This window comes from Sphingomonas swuensis (genome assembly GCF_039538045.1).
Taxonomy (GTDB): Bacteria; Pseudomonadota; Alphaproteobacteria; order Sphingomonadales; family Sphingomonadaceae; genus Sphingomicrobium; species Sphingomicrobium swuense.
Genome location: NZ_BAABBQ010000001.1, coordinates 1,706,227 through 1,722,894, shown reverse-complemented (window position 1 = coordinate 1,722,894; position 16,668 = coordinate 1,706,227). Strand labels below are relative to the sequence as shown.

21 protein-coding genes are annotated in these 16,668 nt (G+C 67.5%); 11 read left to right on the top strand and 10 right to left on the bottom strand.

Translation table 11 applies throughout. The annotated features are described in order from the left end of the window. The first annotated feature begins 6 nt into the window (after positions 1-6). Positions 7-1,041, top strand: a complete 1,035-nt coding sequence (gene queA, locus ABD727_RS08635; RefSeq protein WP_344706998.1) for a tRNA preQ1(34) S-adenosylmethionine ribosyltransferase-isomerase QueA — start codon at positions 7-9, stop codon at positions 1,039-1,041. Here the strand turns inward: queA and ABD727_RS08630 are convergent. Genes ABD727_RS08630 through ABD727_RS08620 form a run of 3 tightly spaced genes read right to left on the bottom strand, consistent with a single transcriptional unit; the run spans position 1,038 to position 3,815 of the window. Continuing rightward, positions 1,038-2,258, bottom strand: a complete 1,221-nt coding sequence (locus ABD727_RS08630) for a glycosyltransferase (protein WP_344706997.1) — start codon at positions 2,256-2,258, stop codon at positions 1,038-1,040. The genes queA and ABD727_RS08630 overlap by 4 nt on opposite strands. Positions 2,259-2,272: 14 nt before the next feature. Next, complete coding sequence (locus ABD727_RS08625; RefSeq protein ID WP_344706996.1) at positions 2,273-3,007, bottom strand: fatty acid desaturase; 735 nt, start codon at positions 3,005-3,007, stop codon at positions 2,273-2,275. 55 nt (positions 3,008-3,062) lie between these two features. Next, complete coding sequence (locus ABD727_RS08620) at positions 3,063-3,815, bottom strand: TSUP family transporter (protein ID WP_344706995.1); 753 nt, start codon at positions 3,813-3,815, stop codon at positions 3,063-3,065. Positions 3,816-3,864: 49 nt separating this feature from the next. Between ABD727_RS08620 and tgt the strand changes: the two genes are divergently transcribed. Together tgt and ABD727_RS08610 are read left to right on the top strand one after the other, a co-directional pair. Then, the gene (tgt, locus tag ABD727_RS08615) at positions 3,865-5,007 is read left to right on the top strand and encodes a tRNA guanosine(34) transglycosylase Tgt (protein WP_344706994.1); all 1,143 of its coding nucleotides are present in this window, start codon (positions 3,865-3,867) and stop codon (positions 5,005-5,007) included. Positions 5,008-5,038: 31 nt separating this feature from the next. Next, positions 5,039-5,665, top strand: coding sequence for a glutathione S-transferase family protein (locus ABD727_RS08610; protein WP_344706993.1), 627 nt, complete (start codon positions 5,039-5,041; stop codon positions 5,663-5,665). A 12-nt stretch (positions 5,666-5,677) separates the two neighbouring features. Here the strand turns inward: ABD727_RS08610 and ABD727_RS08605 are convergent, their stop codons facing one another. Then, positions 5,678-5,944 carry a hypothetical protein gene (locus ABD727_RS08605; RefSeq protein WP_344706992.1) on the bottom strand — a complete coding sequence of 89 codons (267 nt, stop codon included), beginning with the start codon at positions 5,942-5,944 and terminating at the stop codon, positions 5,678-5,680. A gap of 191 nt (positions 5,945-6,135) precedes the next feature. On the opposite strand from ABD727_RS08605, the gene ABD727_RS08600 reads away from it, so the two are divergent. Together ABD727_RS08600 and ABD727_RS08595 are read left to right on the top strand one after the other, a co-directional pair. Continuing rightward, positions 6,136-6,864, top strand: coding sequence for a hypothetical protein (locus ABD727_RS08600; RefSeq protein ID WP_344706991.1), 729 nt, complete (start codon positions 6,136-6,138; stop codon positions 6,862-6,864). Between the two features lie 44 nt (positions 6,865-6,908). Beyond that, on the top strand, positions 6,909-7,388 hold the full coding sequence (locus ABD727_RS08595) for a hypothetical protein (RefSeq protein ID WP_344706990.1): 480 nt from the start codon (positions 6,909-6,911) through the stop codon (positions 7,386-7,388). A 3-nt stretch (positions 7,389-7,391) separates the two neighbouring features. Here ABD727_RS08595 and arsC read toward each other — a convergent pair whose 3' ends face one another. From arsC to ABD727_RS08580, 3 genes are all read right to left on the bottom strand, one after another. Beyond that, the gene (gene arsC, locus ABD727_RS08590; RefSeq protein WP_344706989.1) at positions 7,392-7,739 is read right to left on the bottom strand and encodes an arsenate reductase (glutaredoxin); all 348 of its coding nucleotides are present in this window, start codon (positions 7,737-7,739) and stop codon (positions 7,392-7,394) included. A gap of 3 nt (positions 7,740-7,742) precedes the next feature. Beyond that, a complete protein-coding gene (locus tag ABD727_RS08585) occupies positions 7,743-9,140 on the bottom strand; it encodes a DEAD/DEAH box helicase (RefSeq protein ID WP_344706988.1) in 1,398 nt (465 codons plus the stop codon). A 92-nt stretch (positions 9,141-9,232) separates the two neighbouring features. Continuing rightward, entirely contained in the window at positions 9,233-9,652 is a 420-nt protein-coding gene (locus ABD727_RS08580) for a hypothetical protein (protein WP_344706987.1), read from the bottom strand. 215 nt (positions 9,653-9,867) lie between these two features. Here ABD727_RS08580 and ABD727_RS08575 point away from each other — a divergent pair, with 215 nt between their 5' ends. After that, entirely contained in the window at positions 9,868-10,668 is an 801-nt protein-coding gene (locus ABD727_RS08575) for a SapC family protein (RefSeq protein ID WP_344706986.1), read from the top strand. Between the two features lie 143 nt (positions 10,669-10,811). On the opposite strand, the gene ABD727_RS08570 is transcribed toward ABD727_RS08575, so the two are convergent. Then, on the bottom strand, positions 10,812-11,669 hold the full coding sequence (locus ABD727_RS08570) for an N-formylglutamate amidohydrolase (RefSeq protein ID WP_344706985.1): 858 nt from the start codon (positions 11,667-11,669) through the stop codon (positions 10,812-10,814). A gap of 113 nt (positions 11,670-11,782) precedes the next feature. On the opposite strand from ABD727_RS08570, the gene cpdR reads away from it, so the two are divergent. Further along, complete coding sequence (gene cpdR / locus ABD727_RS08565; RefSeq protein WP_344706984.1) at positions 11,783-12,160, top strand: cell cycle two-component system response regulator CpdR; 378 nt, start codon at positions 11,783-11,785, stop codon at positions 12,158-12,160. Between the two features lie 68 nt (positions 12,161-12,228). Continuing rightward, positions 12,229-13,692, top strand: a complete 1,464-nt coding sequence (locus ABD727_RS08560; RefSeq protein ID WP_344706983.1) for a M48 family metalloprotease — start codon at positions 12,229-12,231, stop codon at positions 13,690-13,692. Positions 13,693-13,698: 6 nt separating this feature from the next. Here ABD727_RS08560 and ABD727_RS08555 read toward each other — a convergent pair whose 3' ends face one another. Together ABD727_RS08555 and ABD727_RS08550 are read right to left on the bottom strand one after the other, a co-directional pair. Beyond that, positions 13,699-13,911: a Flp family type IVb pilin gene (locus ABD727_RS08555; protein WP_425566776.1), complete on the bottom strand. Its 213-nt coding sequence runs from the start codon at positions 13,909-13,911 to the stop codon at positions 13,699-13,701. Positions 13,912-13,996: 85 nt separating this feature from the next. After that, positions 13,997-14,743 (bottom strand): SAM-dependent methyltransferase, encoded by a 747-nt coding sequence (locus ABD727_RS08550; protein ID WP_344706982.1) that lies wholly within the window; start codon positions 14,741-14,743, stop codon positions 13,997-13,999. 95 nt (positions 14,744-14,838) lie between these two features. On the opposite strand from ABD727_RS08550, the gene ABD727_RS08545 reads away from it, so the two are divergent. From ABD727_RS08545 to ABD727_RS08535, 3 genes are read left to right on the top strand one after another with little or no spacing between them, the layout of a single operon-like run. Continuing rightward, complete coding sequence (locus tag ABD727_RS08545; RefSeq protein ID WP_344706981.1) at positions 14,839-15,519, top strand: ComF family protein; 681 nt, start codon at positions 14,839-14,841, stop codon at positions 15,517-15,519. A gap of 56 nt (positions 15,520-15,575) precedes the next feature. Beyond that, positions 15,576-15,830, top strand: coding sequence for a glutaredoxin 3 (grxC, locus tag ABD727_RS08540; RefSeq protein WP_344706980.1), 255 nt, complete (start codon positions 15,576-15,578; stop codon positions 15,828-15,830). Continuing rightward, positions 15,827-16,657, top strand: a complete 831-nt coding sequence (locus ABD727_RS08535) for a carbon-nitrogen hydrolase family protein (RefSeq protein ID WP_344706979.1) — start codon at positions 15,827-15,829, stop codon at positions 16,655-16,657. The genes grxC and ABD727_RS08535 overlap by 4 nt, the downstream gene beginning before the upstream one ends. Positions 16,658-16,668 lie beyond the last annotated feature (11 nt).

The following is a 16,668-nucleotide window of genomic DNA, read 5'->3' as shown; positions in this document are numbered from 1 at the left end:
GCGGCGATGCGCGTAGACCTTTTCGACTTCGACCTTCCCGAGCAGAATATCGCGCTTCGCCCGGCCCGGCCGCGCGACAGTGCGCGGATGCTGATGGTCGATGGCGAGCAGCTTGAGGACAGGGGCGTCCTCGACCTTCCCGCATTGCTGTCGCCCGGCGACGTGCTGGTCTTCAACGACACGCGGGTGATCCCCGCGCAGCTCGAAGGGCGGGTGCGCGAGGCCAAGATCGGCGCGACCCTGCACAAGCGTCACGACCTTCGCGCATGGTGGGCCTTCGTCCGCAACGCGCGCCGGGTGAAGAACGGCGACACCCTCGTCTTCGGCGGCGGAGTCGAGGCAGTCTGCGAGGAGAAGGGCGCGGACGGGGCCCTTCTACTCCGCTTCACGGGCGCGGAGGCGGTCGAGGTGCTGCTGCATCGTGCCGGCACGATGCCGCTGCCGCCCTACATCGCTTCCAAGCGGCCGATCGATGCGGCGGATGCGGACGACTATCAGACCATGTTCGCGGCGAAGGAAGGGGCGGTGGCCGCACCGACCGCATCGCTCCACTTCACCCCGCGGCTGATCGCGGCGCTCGAGGCCGCGGGAATCGGCCGCGAGACACTCACGCTTCACGTCGGCGCCGGCACCTTCCTGCCGGTCAAGGCCGATGACACCGCCGATCACCGGATGCACGCCGAGTGGGGTCGCATCGACGTTGAAGCCGCCGAGCGCCTCAACGCGGTGCGCGCGGCCGGCGGGCGGATCATCGCGGTCGGGACGACCGTGCTTCGCCTGCTCGAGAGTGCGGCCGACGAGCATGGCGCAATCCGGCCGTTCGAGGGCGACACCGACATCTTCATCACGCCGGGTCGCCAGATCCGGGCCGTCGACGGGCTGATGACCAACTTCCACTTGCCCAAGTCGACCCTGTTCATGCTGGTCTCGGCATTGATGGGTCTCGAGACGATGCAGCGCGCCTACGCCCATGCGATCGCCGCCGGATACCGCTTCTACAGCTATGGCGATTCGAGCCTGCTGCTACCAAGGCGCGGCTAGAGCGCGGCCTCGATCAGCTCGGCGCCGCGACGGGCCCCGCCGGCCCGCTCGAGCGCGTCCGCCACCTCGGCACAGCGCGACGTATAGCTGGCATCGGCCAACAGGCGGCGAATTTGATCGGCGATCGCCCTTGGCCTGCGCAGCGAGGCAAGCTCCTCGCCGAGGGCGTGATGGCGGATCCTGGCGAGGTTGCCGGGCTGATCGAAGCCGACCGGTCGAACCAGCAGCGGCACGCCGCAGGCGAGTGCGTCGAGGACGGTATTGCTGCCGCCATGGGTGATCACCAGTGCTGCGTGCCGCATCGCCGCGCGGTAGGGCAGGAAGTCGGCGGCGTGGTGAACGTCGAGACTTGCGACCTCCGCCGGGCCGAGCCGCCCTCCGTGGGTCAGGACCAGCGCCGCGCCTGCAAGGCGGCAAGCCTGAGCCAGGGACCGCCAGATGCGGATGTCGCCGCCGAGCAGCGTACCCATGCTTGCGAACACCATCGGCCGGTCGGTCGGCAGCTCGAACGACAGCGGCACTCCGGCCACTTCCTCCGGGCGGCGGAGCGGGCCGATGGGCACGAACGGCAAGGGGTCGGGCCTGGGCAGATCGAGCGCCGGCACCATCTGCGCCATCTGCACCGGACCGAGGCAGGCTTCGAGGCTGTCGAGGCCACCGATGCCGAAGCGCTCGGCCCAGCCCGCGATCACCTTGTTCTGCTTGCGGCTCATCGTCTTCGCAATCTTGCCGGTGCGGCGAAGCTTGCCCTCGGATTCAGGCTCGTAGGGCCAGTCGAGGAAGGGCAGGGGGACGCCCGGCGCGGGATCGATCGGGACGGCGCAGGCCAGGCCGACGAAGGGAAGATCGAGCGAGCGCGCGAGAAGGTACCCCGCAGGCTCCATCTGGTCGCCGACGACGATATCGGCGCCGAGCTGGCGCAATTGCTCGCGGCCGCCGGCACAGAGCTGGTCGGTCAGCGCGGCGCTGTCGGCAATGGTCCTAAGCGTTGCAATGAGCCCGCCCGGTTTCTCGGCCGAGGCAAGCACCCGGCCGACCGCGGGATCGCCGCGACGCTCGGGGACGTGGTGGATCGGGATCGACCCGGTGCTGCCCGAAGCCCCGGCATTAAGCAGGAAGCAGGGCTCGTGCCCCCGCCTTGCCAGTTCCTCGCCAAGCGCTCGGAAGCTGGCGAGATGCGCCGCGAAGGGCGGGCAGACGAATGCGATCCGGGCCAATGTCGGGGAGGCTTCTAGAGACCGAGCTGGCGGCGCTTGGCCGGGAGGGCCCACCACGGCGTGCCCGGGCTCAGATGATGCTCGCGGTGGTAGCCGAAGTGGAAGCAGGTCAGGAGCGAGGCGAGGACATTGTAGTTGTTGCTCCGCGCGCGATGCTCGTCGGCGAAGGGGCGCTCTTCGTGCCGGTGCGGCAGGTAGGTGCCGAAATAGAAGAGCTGAAGCGAGGAGAGGATTGCCGGAAGCGCCCAGAACAGCAGCAGGTTGCCGATCGGCGCGCCGAGCAGCAGCACGTAGGTCCACACGATGACGCTCAACACCAGGAACTCGCGAAGGCCGAAGTATCGGACCATGAATTGCCGGTACCAGGGCCAGAAGCGGGTCGGATGGTCGACCGCGAAGTCGGGATCACCCTCGGTCCCGACATGCTCGTGATGGTCGAAGTGCTTGGGGCGGAGCCGGTCCATCCAGAAGCCGGCGTAGAGCAGCAGGCTGACCCGGCCGAACAGGAGGTTGAGCGCGGGGCGGCCCGGGGCCAGGCTTCCGTGCATCGCGTCATGCGCGACAATGAACAGACCGACACTGAGCCAGGCGAGGGTCGCGACCAGCAAGGGCGCGGCGAGCCATGCGGCGCCATCGAGCGGGAGGAAGAAGACGCTCCAGACATGAAGCGCGACAAAGGCCGCGATGATCGCGAGCGCAAGCACGATGCCGACGGCGGTCTGCTTCCTCATCTGCGCTTCGCTGGGCATGGGATGCATATAAGCCGACACGGGCCGTCCCGCCATGCCGCACATCGGGTACACCTCAGGCGAAGTAGCTCCACAGGAGCCGCCCCGTCATCGCCACGCTGGCCGTCACCAGCAGCGGCCGGATGAGGCGCGCGCCGTAGCGCATGGCCGTATGGCTTCCGAGCCAGCCGCCGGCCATCGCCCCTACCGCCATGCTGAGCCCGAGCAGCCAGAGGATCTTCCCGCCGATGGCGAACAGCAGCACCGAGGCGACGTTGCTCGTCCAATTGAGCAATTTGGTCAGCGCGGTCGCCTTGGTCAGGCCGTAGCCGCGAAGCGCGACCAGCGTCGATGTGAAGAAGCTTCCGGTGCCGGGCCCGAAGAAGCCGTCGTAGAAGCCGATCAGACCACCGGCCCCGGCGTAGCCGCGGCTGCTGACACGGGCGCGCGCGTCCTCGTCTGTCATCCGCGGGCTGACCAGGATGTAGACGGCGTTGGCGAGCAGAAGCAGCGGAATGACGAGGGCCAGGATGCTGGTGTCCACCCGCTGCACGAGCAGGGCGCCGAGGCAGGCGGCGACGAACACCACCGCTGCGGTGAGAAGGTTGGGGCGCCAGTCGATCAGGCCCTTGGCGCCATAGTTGCGCATGGCGACGAAGGTCCCGCACATCGACTGAAGCTTGTTGGTCCCGAGCGCGAAGAGCGGCGGAACCCCGCTGACGAGCAGCGCGGGCATCATGATCAGCCCGCCGCCGCCGGCGATCGCGTCGACGAAGCCGGTGACGAAGGCGACGGCGGTGAGGAGGGGGTAGAGCCAGGGGTCGATCACGTCGCGGGCTGTAGCGGGCAGGGCAGGAGGCCGCTAGGAGCCGCAGCCGATGACCCGCTTCGCCTTCACCATCGCTGCCACCGACGGCAGGGCCCGTACCGGTACCATCGCCATGGAGCGCGGGACCATCCGAACGCCTGCCTTCATGCCGGTCGGGACCGCCGCGACGGTCAAGGCGGTGAAGCCCGAGGGTGTGCGTGCCGCGGGCGCCGACATCATCCTTGGCAACACCTATCACCTGATGCTCCGCCCCGGCGCCGAGCGCGTCGCACGGCTCGGCGGACTGCACAAGTTCATGGGCTGGGAGCGGCCGATTCTGACCGACAGCGGCGGCTACCAGGTGATGAGCCTCAGCGACCTCAACAAGGTTACCGAGGAAGGGGTCACCTTCAAAAGCCATCTCGACGGGTCGCGGCATCTCCTCAGCCCCGAGCGCTCGATGGAGGTCCAGCGGCTGCTCGGCTCGTCGATCGTGATGCAGTTCGACGAACTGGTCCGCCCCGACGTGTCCCCGGCCAAGCAGCGGGAGGCGATGGACCGTTCGATCCGTTGGGCCCGGCGGAGCCGCGACGAGTTCGACCGCGGCGAGGCCCATGCCGAGGGCAATGCGATCTTCGGCATCCAGCAAGGCGTGCTCGACGAGAAACTGCGCCGGGAAAGCGCCGACGCGCTCATCGACATCGGCTTCGACGGCTATGCGGTCGGCGGACTTGCAGTGGGCGAGGGGCAGGAGGCGATGCTCGGCTGCCTCGACTTCGCGCCCGGCCAATTGCCCGTCGACAAGCCGCGCTATCTGATGGGGGTGGGCAAGCCCGACGACATCGTCGAGGCGGTCGTGCGCGGGATCGACATGTTCGACTGCGTCCTCCCGACCCGCTCGGGCCGCACCGGACAGGCGTTCACCGCCGAGGGGCCGCTGAACATCCGCAATGCCAGGCATGCCGAGGACCAGCAGCCGCTCGAGACCGGCTGCCCGTGCCCCGCCTGCGCGACCTACAGCCGCGCCTATCTCCACCACCTCGTCCGCTCGGGCGAGATCCTCGGGGCGATGCTGATGACCGAGCACAATCTCTGGTTCTACCAGCGGATGATGCAGGGCTTGCGCGATGCGATCGCCGGGGGACGGCTGGCCGCGCACGCAAGCGCTCTCCTCGCCCGGTACCGAGCAGGTCGGACGGCCTTACGCGCTTGACCGCGCCGCGCGCCATGCGCCACCCTTGGCCATGACCATCATCGTCCACCATCTCGAGAACTCCCGCTCGCAGCGAGTGTTGTGGCTGCTCGAGGAGCTAGGCCTCCCTTATGAGGTCCGCCGCTACGAACGGGACCGGGTGACCATGCTCGCCCCGCCCGAACTGCGGCGCGTGCATCCGCTGGGCAAGTCGCCGGTGATCGAGGATGACGGAATGGCGATCGCCGAAACCGGGGCGATCATCGAATATCTGGTGGAGAAGGGCGGCGGACGGCTCGGGGCTCCCGCCGACCGACCCGGGGCGCTGCGTTATCGCCAGTTTCTCCATTACGCCGAAGGCTCGCTGATGCCGCCGTTGCTGGTGAAGCTGGTGCTCGCCCGGATCCCGCTGCTGGGCAAGGCGGCGCAGCGCAAGTTCCAGCCGATGATCGACGTCCACCTGAACTATATCGAGGCCGAGCTGGCCAGCCGACCGTGGTTCGCGGGCGGGGAGATGACCGCCGCTGACGTCATGATGAGCTTCCCGCTCGAGGCGGCCGCGAGCCGGGCACAGGCACGCGAAGGGCGCCCGCATCTCGCCGACTGGCTCGATCGGATACACGCGCGACCGGCCTACCAGGCCGCGCTCGCGGCCGGTGGGCCCTATGCCTATGCCTGAGGGCGTCGCGGCCTAGACCGCGGCGAGCTCGTCCGCCTTGTCGAGGATGTCGAGCTCACGCAGCAGATGGTCCACGCTGTGGGTCATCTCGGGCAGGAAGGTCACCTGGTGGCGGGCGCCGCGGTAGGCCTCGACCATCAGGATGGCGTCGAGCAGGACGCGAATGACATCCGCCTCCGCATCGTCGAGTTCGGGCAGGCGCTGCAACTTGGCGAGCACCTTGTGGCGGGCGGCGTCGGGATCGGCGAGGGCTTCCGAACGGGCAATCTTCCAGACCATATTCTCTCCTGAAGCGAAGGGGATAGTGGAAGCGCGGGGGAGTGGAAGCTCGGCCCGTCGCGGCCTCGTGGCGGCGCGGCGATGGCGCGTTCTTAACCGATCGCCAGAGGCCCCTCGACAAGGGCCGGGAGCGGAAGCAAACTCCTTGCTCTTCACGCGCGATGGTCGGGTTGAAGGGGGGAACAAGGTACGTGGCGACATCACCGGACGAATTGGGCGGGCCGAACCCGGAACGATCGCGCTTTGCCGACTATGCGGAGGACGCGACGGGCTTCGGAGCGACCGAGTGGCGCACCTTCCGCGACTTGCTCAAGCGTCCCCGCGCGGTTCTCGACGCCTATCTCGAGCGGGGGCCCACCGGCGGCGGCCTCTATGCCCGGCCGATGGGCTTCTATTTTGCCCTGTGCGGGGTCCTGATGATCTACATGTTCATCGCCGGCGGGCTCGAGGGAGTCATCCAGCGGCAACCCGCCGAGGTACTCAACGGCTGGATCGCGGCATCGGGCAAGAGCCGTGCCGAGTTCATCGGCGATGCCGACGGATGGATGAGCCTGGTGTCCGTGCCCGTGCTCTCCTTCTTCTACGCGATCTTTTCCGCGCCGCTGCTCAAATGGTGGGGAGGGCTCGATTGGAGGCGGACCTTCCGCTCAACCTTCACCCTGCTCAATGCCTGGACGGTCCCAGTGATTTTTCTGGGGCCGCTTCCAATGATGGAGCGGTTCGCGCTGTTCGCCTCCATTTTCATGTACGGCGCCAACATCGTCGCTTTCCTGCGCCTTGGTCGCGGTTTGTGGTGGAAAGGCTGGCCGGGCGGCATCCTCAAGGGCTTCCTGCTGCTGGTCGTCATGATGATCGGCGCCGGGATCGGCATGTTCTTCGTCATGCAGATCGGAATGATGGGTGCCCTCCACGGCAACTGAGCGAAGAGACGGACCCGAAGGTGGCGCGGATCGTTGCAGCGGCGATGTCCCTTCGGATCCCCATGCTCGCGCTTGTCCCCGCGGCGCTGCTGGTCGCGCCCGCGCCCGCCGCGTCGCCGCCGCCCGTCGAGCATGCCGAGGTCCGCTTCGCTCAGGGCGACTGTGACAGCCTGCTCCTCGAGGGAAGGCCGCGGACGAGGGGGTGCAAGCCGAACCTCGTCTCGCTCGCCTACCGCTCCGGATTGGTGTCGTTCGTCTTCGCCGGCAAGGATGGCCGACACCTGAGCTTCCTCACTCGCATCGAGCGGCAGGTCGGCCAGGAGACCAGGCTCAAGGTCGGCCAAGTGACGATCGTCACTCGAGGCGGGGCCGAGGCCTACGCCAGCCCAGCCGCGGGTGATTGCGTGCTGACTCCCTTCGCGGTCAACCGTAGTCGGCTGGAATGCAGCGCGAAGGCTGGCGGATCGCGCTATTCGGCGCTCTTCCGAACGAGTGACGCCGAGCCGCGGATCGTAACCTTCTAGGGTTCAGAGAAGGTCGAGCAGCCGTTCCTTGGGGCGGCATAGCGCAGTACCCTTGTCGGTGACCACGATTGGACGGTTGAGCAGGATGGGATGCTCTTCGATCGCGTCGAGCAGCTGCTCGTCGGTCAGCTGCTCGTCGGCAAGCCCGAGCTCTTCATAGGGCGCGGCATTTGCCCGCAGGAGGGTCCGCAGCGGCACGCCGGCCGAGCGGGCGAGATGCCGGATTTCGTCCCGGGCAGGCGGGTTTTTGAGATACTCGACGACCGTGGGCTCGATCCCGCGCTCCTCCAGCATCGCCAGCACGCCGCGCGACGTTCCGCAGGCCGGGTTGTGGTAGACGGTGACCGCCACCTGTCAGTCGCCAAGGCCGATCGACAAGAAGCTCGGCAGCGGGCCGTTCCAGCCATCCTCGTCGGCCGGCTCCAGCTCGCGGCGGGGCTGGGGAGCAGGCTTTGGAGCCGCGGGGGCTTCGGTCCGGGGCGCCTCGGAACGGCGCGGTTCGGGCTCGCGCTTGCGGTCGCGGCGATCATTCCTCGGCTCGGCCTTCTCGCGCCGCTCTTCCTTCGGCTTGGCCTCTTCGCGCGGGCGGCGCGCAGGCCGCTCCTCGGCCGCTTCCGCCGGCGCGGACATTTCGCTGGCGCCCGTGTCAGCGCGCGCGATCTTGGCACCGGTCAATTTCTCGATCTGGGCGACGGCTTCGTTGTCCTCGCGGGTGGCGAGGGTGAATGCCTTGCCCTTGGCGCCGGCGCGGCCGGTACGACCGATCCGGTGGACATAGTCGTCCGGCTGCCACGGCACGTCGAAGTTGAAGACGTGGCTAACGCCCTTGATGTCGAGGCCGCGCGCCGCGACGTCGGACGCGACCAAGATGTTGATGTCGCCGGCCTTGAAGCGATCAAGCTCGGCGATGCGTGCCGCCTGCTCCATGTCGCCGTGGATCTGCCCGACCGCGAAATTCGAGCGCTTGAGGCTGGTCGCCAGCTCGCGGACGGTGGTTTTGCGATTGCAGAAGATGATCGCGGTCGTCACGTCTTCGGCGCGCAGCAGGTCGCGAAGCACGTCGCGCTTCTTGTCCGAACGGGTCTCGACCAGCTTGGCGTCGATGTTGAGGTTGGACGACGCCGGTCGCGCCACCTCGATCCGGCGTGGATCGGTCAGGAACTTGGCCGCGAGCTTCTGAATTACCGGCGGCATGGTCGCCGAGAAGAGCAGGGTCTGCCGCTGCTTGGGCAGCTTGGTGCAGATTTCCTCGATGTCCGGGATGAAGCCCATGTCGAGCATCCGGTCGGCCTCGTCGATGACGAGCAGGTCGCAGCCGGTCAGAAGGATCTTGCCGCGCTGGAACAGGTCCATGAGCCGGCCGGGCGTGGCAATGAGGACGTCGACGCCCTTTTCGAGTGCCTTGACCTGGTCGCCCATCTGCACGCCGCCGATCAGCAGGGCCATCGAGAGCTTGTGATACTTGCCGTACTTCTCGAAATTCTCGGCGACCTGCGCGGCAAGCTCGCGAGTGGGCTCGAGGATGAGGCTGCGCGGCATGCGAGCCCGGCTCCGACCTTCGCCGAGAATGTCGATCATCGGCAGCACGAAGGCGGCGGTCTTGCCGGTGCCGGTCTGGGCGATCCCGATCAGGTCCTTGCCCATCAGCACGGGCGGAATCGCTCCGGCCTGGATCGGCGTCGGTTCGTTGTAGCCGCTATCGCCGATGGCGCGCAGCAGGTCGTCGGAAAGGCCGAGATCGGCAAAAGGCATAAAGTGGTCCGGATACGAGGAAGGCCCGGCTTCGCTTGAACGCGCGCCAGGCGCTTCGCGCCGTGCGGCAGGACGGTCGCAAAGTCAAGGAATCAGGGGAACTCGGGCACCATCTTGCGGAACTTGTCGATCCGACAGGAGCCGCCGATCCGACTCTTGATCTCCTCCCGCTTGGCGCAGATCCGGTCATCCTCGGGCTGGACGTAGAAGCTGCCGTAGAAGTCGAGGGTAGGGCAGTCGTCATCCATCTTGGCTCGAATCCGGGTCCGGTCGCGAAGCAGGAAGTCGATCGAGCGCTCGTCGGCAAGCGCGGCAGCAACGATCTGGCCCGACCCGATGCACTTGGGCCCCTTCTTCTCGACCCAGCGGATTGGTCGGAGGATCCGCGGACGGACCACCGGCACTCGCAAGATGACTTCCTGCTGCACGATCATCCGGCTCACCGACACCGGACCAAGGCCGGGGAGCACAGCGAGGCTCGCTAGCCAGGTCAGGAGGGAGAAGGACGGCATCATGATCTGGATGAGGGACTTTCGTGCGAACGGACGACGACGAGATGGACCGGCACCTGCGGTCCAGCCATTGAACTCAGCCTGAACTCCTCCGCCCGGCCACCCGCCTTCTTGCCGCCACTTGCAAGCATCGCCAAGCCCGCATAGAGGCGCGGCCCATCATCATGCGATGGGCGTGGGCGGGACCCGCTCCCGTGTCCCAGGAGAGAGTAGCAATGGCTTCCGCGGCGCCGAACTCCGGCCTTCCGATGCTCTACAACCAGCTAGAGCCGATCAGCAGCCAGGTGCATGGCAAGCTGAAGGTGCGGGGCATCGACGCTCTGCCCGCGCTCAGCTCCATTCATGCCGTTCCGGTGACCGTGGACGAATTCGCCCTGGCGCAGCGTCACTACCCGATCATCTTCTCGGTCGGCGAGGATTCGGTTCCGCTCGCGCTCATGGGCCTGAACGAGGGGATCAACACCTTCGTCGACGAGAATGGCAAGCCGAGCGAGCCCAACGTCTACATGCCGGCCTATCTGCGCCGCTATCCCTTCCTTCTCGCTCGCCTGCGCGACGACGCCGACGAGCTGTCGCTCTGCTACGACCCGACCAGCGGCGCGATCGGCGACCATGAGGACGGGCAGGCCCTGTTCGACAACGACCAGCCGTCGGAAGCGACCAAGGCGATCCTGCAGTTCTGCGAGCAGTTCGAGGAAGCCGGTCAGCGCACCGGTGCCTTCATGGCCGAGATCAAGAAGGCAGGTCTTCTGATGGACGGCGAAGTCGCCATTCAGCCCGAGGGCGTCGAGCAGCCGTTCGTCTATCGCGGCTTCCAGATGGTCGACGAAGAGAAGCTTCGCGACCTTCGCGGCGACGAGCTTCGCCGGATGAACCAGAGCGGTCTCCTGCCGCTGATCTACGCCCACCTCTTCAGCCTCGGGCAGGTGCGAGAAGTGTTCGCCCGCCAGGCCGCGCAGGGCAAGGGTCCGGCGGGTCTTCCCTCCGGTCTGCAGCCGCAGTCCGCCGAGGCGTGACCGGCATGCGGCGAGGCGAGCGCTGCTCGCCTTGCTGCAGGCGCCGATCCTTCCCACTTCGGGACGGTACTGGTCGCATCCGCGACTTGGTGCGTTCCCCTTGAACTTCTGCCCTCGGCGCCATCGCCGGGGGCTTTTTTTTGCTATTCGGCGGCGAGAGGCGGAGCCTGGCGGTCGAGCAGTGCGGCCCCCACCGTGCTTGCAATCCGCTCGATCAGCCGCGCTGCGCGGTCGAAGGCGGGACCGGGCTCCTGGTTGCCCGGGTCGAGGTAGCAGCGGCGGTCGAGTTCGAGCTGGACCGCGTGGATGCCGGACTCGGGCACTCCGTGCGAGGCGACGACGTTGCCACCTGCATAGGGATCGTTGATCGCGGTCCGGTAGCCGTCCTCCTCGGCGGTGCGGCGGACGAGGTCCGTGACGAAGCGGGACGCGGTGGTGCCATGCCGGTCGCCTATGACAACCTCCGCCTGGCCCGCGCGCCAGGGCATCGAATGACAGTCGAGGAGCAGGACTTCGCCATGGCGTCGTTTCAGGCGCTCGAGTTCGGAGGCGACCAGCAGATGATAGGGCCGCCACGCACTTGAAAGCCGTGCCTCGAGCTCGGCCGGACCGATCCGTCGCCGCCACAGCTCACCTGCCTGCGGCGCACGGCCTGGAATGAGGCCGAGCCCGGCGCGCACCCTCCAGCCGTCGTGAGCCATGCCGGGCGGAAGGCTGATGACTGCGGGATCGAGCTCGTCCTCGGCCCGATTGCAGTCGATTGCCGCCCGGGGGGCTTGCGCGATGACCGCGCCGATCCCGAGCGCCTGCGCGCGCCATACGAGCCGGTCTACCAGCGGGTCCTCGAACAGGCGCAGCCCGTCGCGGCCCTTGCGGCTCAGGCGCAGCAGCCAGTCGGGATAGTCCCGCCCCGAGTGAGGAACGGACAGCAGCACCGGCAGACGATCGCTGCCTGGCACCAGCCGAGGTCCGGGAAGGACAAGATTGGCGCGGGCAATCACGGGCGTGGCGCGGCTTTTCCGGGAGGCAGGGACAATTGTCTCAAACGTGGAGCAGACAAGCGCCGTTCCGCCTAGGAAATCTTAAAGACTGCAGGCATAAGGAGGGCTCCGTGATGATCAAGATCCTGCTTGCCGAAGACGATCGCTCCATGCGCGAGTATCTCGCGCGTGCCCTCGAACGCGTGGGTTATGCAGTGACCGCGGTGGGTTGCGGGACCGAGGCGATGCCGCTTCTCAACGCCGAGTCGTTCGACCTGCTTCTGACCGACATCGTCATGCCCGAGATGGACGGGATCGAGCTTGCCCAGAAGGCGAGCGTCATCGATCCCTCGATCCGGGTCATGTTCATCACCGGCTTCGCCGCCGTAGCGCTGCAGAGCGGGCGGACGGCACCCGAAGCCAAGATGCTGAGCAAGCCCTTCCACCTCAAGGATCTTGTCGCCGAGGTGGATCGCATGTTCCAGACCGAGGACCAGCACGGGCGCCTCTGAGCGCTGGAACTGATTCCGCCACCGTTCCGTTCAGGAAGCCGATAAGCTTCTCAAGATACGGACGATCCATGCGCAAGACCCTGTTCCTGTTGAGCTCCGTTGCTCTCGCAGCCACTCCGGTGGCGCTCTCTGCCCAGACCGCTTCGCGCGGTCTTTCCTCCCGCTACGTCCAGGATGCGCAGCAGCAGCATCCCGCCGTTCTGCAGGAGTTCGGTGGTGCCGACACCAGCCAGCGCGGCGCCTATGTTGAGCAGGTCGGCCGGCGAGTCGCGGCCTACTCCGGGGTCAATCCCGCCTCCTTCCGCTACACGACCCTCAATTCGGCGGTCGAGAACGCCTTCGCGGTGCCGGGCGGCTACATCTACATCACCCGCCAGCTGATGGGGCTGATGAACGACGAGGCGGAGCTCGCCTTCGTACTCGGCCATGAGACCGGACACGTCGCCGCCAACCACGCCCAGGCACGCCAGTCGGCAAGCCAGCGCAATGCGATCGGCGGAATCCTCGGCTCGATCCTCGGATCGGTGCTCGGCGGCGGGATCGGCAACATCATCGGCCAGCTGGCGCAGACCCAGTCGCAGCTCTCGACCCTGCAGTTCAGCCGCGCCCAGGAATATGATGCCGACCGCCTCGGCATCGGTTACCTCAATCGCGCCGGCTACGATCCGGGAGCTTCATCGACGATGCTCGCGGCGCTTGGCCGTGCGACGGCGCTCGAGGCGCGGGTACAGGGGCAGGACAGCCGCTCGACGCCCGAATGGGCGAGCACCCACCCGCTTTCGGAGAATCGCGTCGCGCAGGCCTCCCAGATGGCGCGCCAGACGGGCCGGGTCGGCACCGGCCTGCGTAACCGCGATCAGTTCCTGAACCAGCTCGAGGGCGTGTTCGTCGACGACGATCCTGCTCAGGGCGTGATCGAGGGACGGATGTTCACCCATCCCGACCTTCGGCTGCAGTTTACCGTACCGACCGGCTACCTGATGCAGAACGGGTCGGACGCGGTCAGCATTCAGGGCTCGGCAGGGCAGGCGCAGTTCCGCGCCAGCCGCTACACCGGAAATCTGCAGAGCACGATTACCCAGAGGTTCCAGCAGCTGACCGGCGGTCGGACCCAGATCCAGATTGTCGACAGCAACCGCACGACCATCAACGGTCTTCCGGTCGAATATGCGATCGCGCGGGCGCAGACCTCGAGCGGCGTGGTGGACGTCAGCGTCTTCGCCTACGCCTTCGACAATGACACGGCCTACGATTTCACGATGCTGACTCGGGGCGGGCAGGGGGTCGGACCCTTTTCGTCGATGGTCAGCTCACTGCGCCGGATCGGTGCGCAGGAAGCGGCCGCGATCCGACCGCGCGTCATCGACGTCTACAGCGTGCGAACGGGCGACACGCCTCAGTCACTTGCCGGGCGCATGGCCTATCGCAATTACCAGCTCGAGCGATTCCTCTCGCTCAACGGCCTGGCCGCCAACAGCCGGCTGGTACCGGGTCAGCGCGTCAAGCTCGTCGTCTACGGGCAGCGCCGCTAGGAACGATCAGGGCGCCGCAGGGGCCGGAGCGGAACCTGCGGTGGCCGTTGCGACCTGCGCACCGATCTTGCCCCAGAGGCCGCCGCTGCCGCCCCCAAGCGTGCTCATCCCGCTGATGCAGGCGACCGCGATGAGCGCGGCGATAAGCCCGTATTCGATCGCAGTTGCACCGCCCTCATCGGCGCGCAACCTGCGCAACATCGTTCGGATAGCGTCCAAGCCACCCTCCTCTGGTCCACGTCCACGCCGATGGTGGTAGCTACGCACTCTTAACGAATGGTGCGTCGAGGAAATGAAGATCCGGTTAAGGCTGTTTGCTGGCGGGGATCCAGGCCGCGAAGTGGATCAATTCGATCCGTTCCTCGGTGGCGCCGCCCTCAGCCCGCGCGGCGAAGGCCTGCTCCGCGGCAGCCACCGCGCTGCGTGACATAGACTGGCGCGGCCGCGAGCGGAGGATGTTGGTCGCCGCATGGTCGCGCAGGTCGGCAACCAGCCGGCTCATCGACCCGTAGCTGAGCCGGACGCGGTCGATATCCACCACCGGATCAACAAAACCGGCGGCACCGAGCAGCCCGGCAAAGGCGCTCGCCTCGATCCTCGGGTGGGTCCGGGGCGCAAAGCCGCCGACGGCGCGGTCGGCGGCGTGGAGCGCTGCACGGAGCGCGGGAAGGCTGTTCCCGCCGACGATGGCCCCTGCGAAGAGTCCGGACGGGGCAAGACGCGACCAGGCGATGCGAAGCAGCAACGGAAGCTCGTCAAGGACGTCGAGTTCGCCAACAGTCAGGAGCAGGTCTAGTCCCTGTTCCTCCTCGGCGGCGAGGGCGTCGAACTGGTCAGCGAAGCGCACTTTCTCGGCAACGTCGGCGAGGCGCGGACGGAGGCCCGTGGGGCAGCCTGTCACCAGTGCCTGACGGAAGTTGCGGCGAACCGGCATGAGCCGCTCGACCATTTCCTCGACAATCCGCTCAGCGAGGAAGGGCGACCCGTCCCGCGCTTGAGCGCGGCGACGACGCAGCGCGCGTGCCTCATCATCGAACAGGGGGTCGGCCATGCCCCTCTTGTGGGAAGCCGCTCTTCGACCGACAAGAGGGAATGGGGGATGCTGCTCTCGTTGCGACAGGCTGGGTCGGTTCCGCCGCCAGGCAGGTGGGTCGGCTCATGCTCGACTTCTCCTTGCCGCCACGCTGCGCCGGCTGCGGCGACATCGTCGCCGAGGTGGACCTCTTCTGCAATGCTTGCTGGGGACAGCTCCGCTTCCTGACCGGCGGCTGCTCGCGCTGCGGTGTTCCCCTGGCACCCGCCGACGACGAGGTCTGCGGCGATTGCACCGCGGGCAAGAACGCACTCCACCGAAGCCGGGCGGCGCTCGCCTATGGCGAGATCCCGCGCGGGGTCGCGATGCGCCTGAAATATGGCCGCAAGATCGCGCTTGCCCGGACCATGGCCATCTACATGAAGCGGCCGCTCGCCGACCTTTCGCCCAATGCCCTGCTGGTACCAGTACCCCTGCACCGCTGGCGCCTGTGGCAGCGTGGCTTCAACCAGGCCGTGCTGATCGCCCGGGCCCTCGGGCGTGAGGTCGATCCGGATCTGCTGCGCCGGGTCAGGGCAACCCCACGGCTCAAGGGGCTCAACCCATCGCAGCGCAAGGCGACAGTGCGCGGCGCCTTCGCCGTCAGGCCGGGCGAGTCGCTCAAGAATCGCGACATCATCCTCGTCGACGACGTCATCACGACCGGCTCGACGGCCGAGGCCTGTGCAAGGGCGCTGCGCAAGGCGGGGGCCCGGCAGGTCGAGCTGCTCGCCTGGGCGCGGGTGCTCAAGTAGCTGGCAAGCCGGGCCTATCGCCCTACATAGGGACAAAGAGCACAAGGAGTTTGCGGATGGCCGACGTCGAAATGTATCTCAAGACCACCTGTCCCTACTGCATCCGCGCGAGCGAATTGCTTCGGACCAAGGGGGTCGATACGACCACCTACAACATCGATTCGGGCGGACCGAAGCGCGAGGAGATGATCCAGCGCTCGGGTCGGATGACCGTGCCCCAGATCTTCATCGGCGGACGACACGTCGGAGGCTGCGACGACCTTTTCGCGCTCGAGCGCGACGGTCGCCTGGACACCATGCTGGCGGCATGAGCCGGATCGCGGTCCTCCAGGCGCAGACGGGGATCGATCCTTCTCGCAACGCCGCCGGTATCGCGGAAGCGGTGGCGGCGGCCGCCTCGGGCGGGGCGGTGATGCTGTTCACGCCCGAGATGAGCGGCCTGCTCGATCGTGACCGGTCGCGCGCGGCGGGCAACTACCGCGACCAGGAACACGAGCCGACCCTGGCGGCGGCGCGCGAGGCGGCGGCAGAGGCGGGGATGTGGGTGCATCTCGGCAGCCTCGCAGTCATGCGCGAGGACGGTCGGCTGGCGAACCGGGCCTTCGTCATCGATCCGGCGGGAGAGGTCCGGGCGACCTACGACAAGCTCCACCTGTTCGACGTCGACCTCCCGACCGGGGAGAGCTGGCGCGAATCGGCGAGCTATGCGCCGGGCGAGACGACGGTGGTGGTCGAGGGGACTCCGGTCGGGCGCCTCGGCCTCGCCATCTGCTACGACATCAGGTTTCCCGCCCTGTTCGCTGCGCTTGCCGAGGCAGGCGCCGAGACGATCGCCGTTCCGGCAGCCTTCACCGTTCCGACCGGCCAGGCCCACTGGCAGGTGCTGCTCCGGGCGCGCGCGATCGAGGCCGGCCTGTTCGTCGTCGCCGCGGCGCAGGCCGGCCGGCATGAGGACGGGCGCGAGACTTATGGCCACAGCCTGGTTGCGGACCCTTGGGGTGAGCTTTTGCTGGAGATGGACGACGCGCCCGGCCTCGCCTTCGCCGAGGTCGATCTTGCCCGCATCTCCGAGGTGCGCGGCCGCGTCCCCGCACTCAGGCACCGCCGCTCCATCCCACCGGTGACGCTGCTCGATTGATTTCGGGCCGC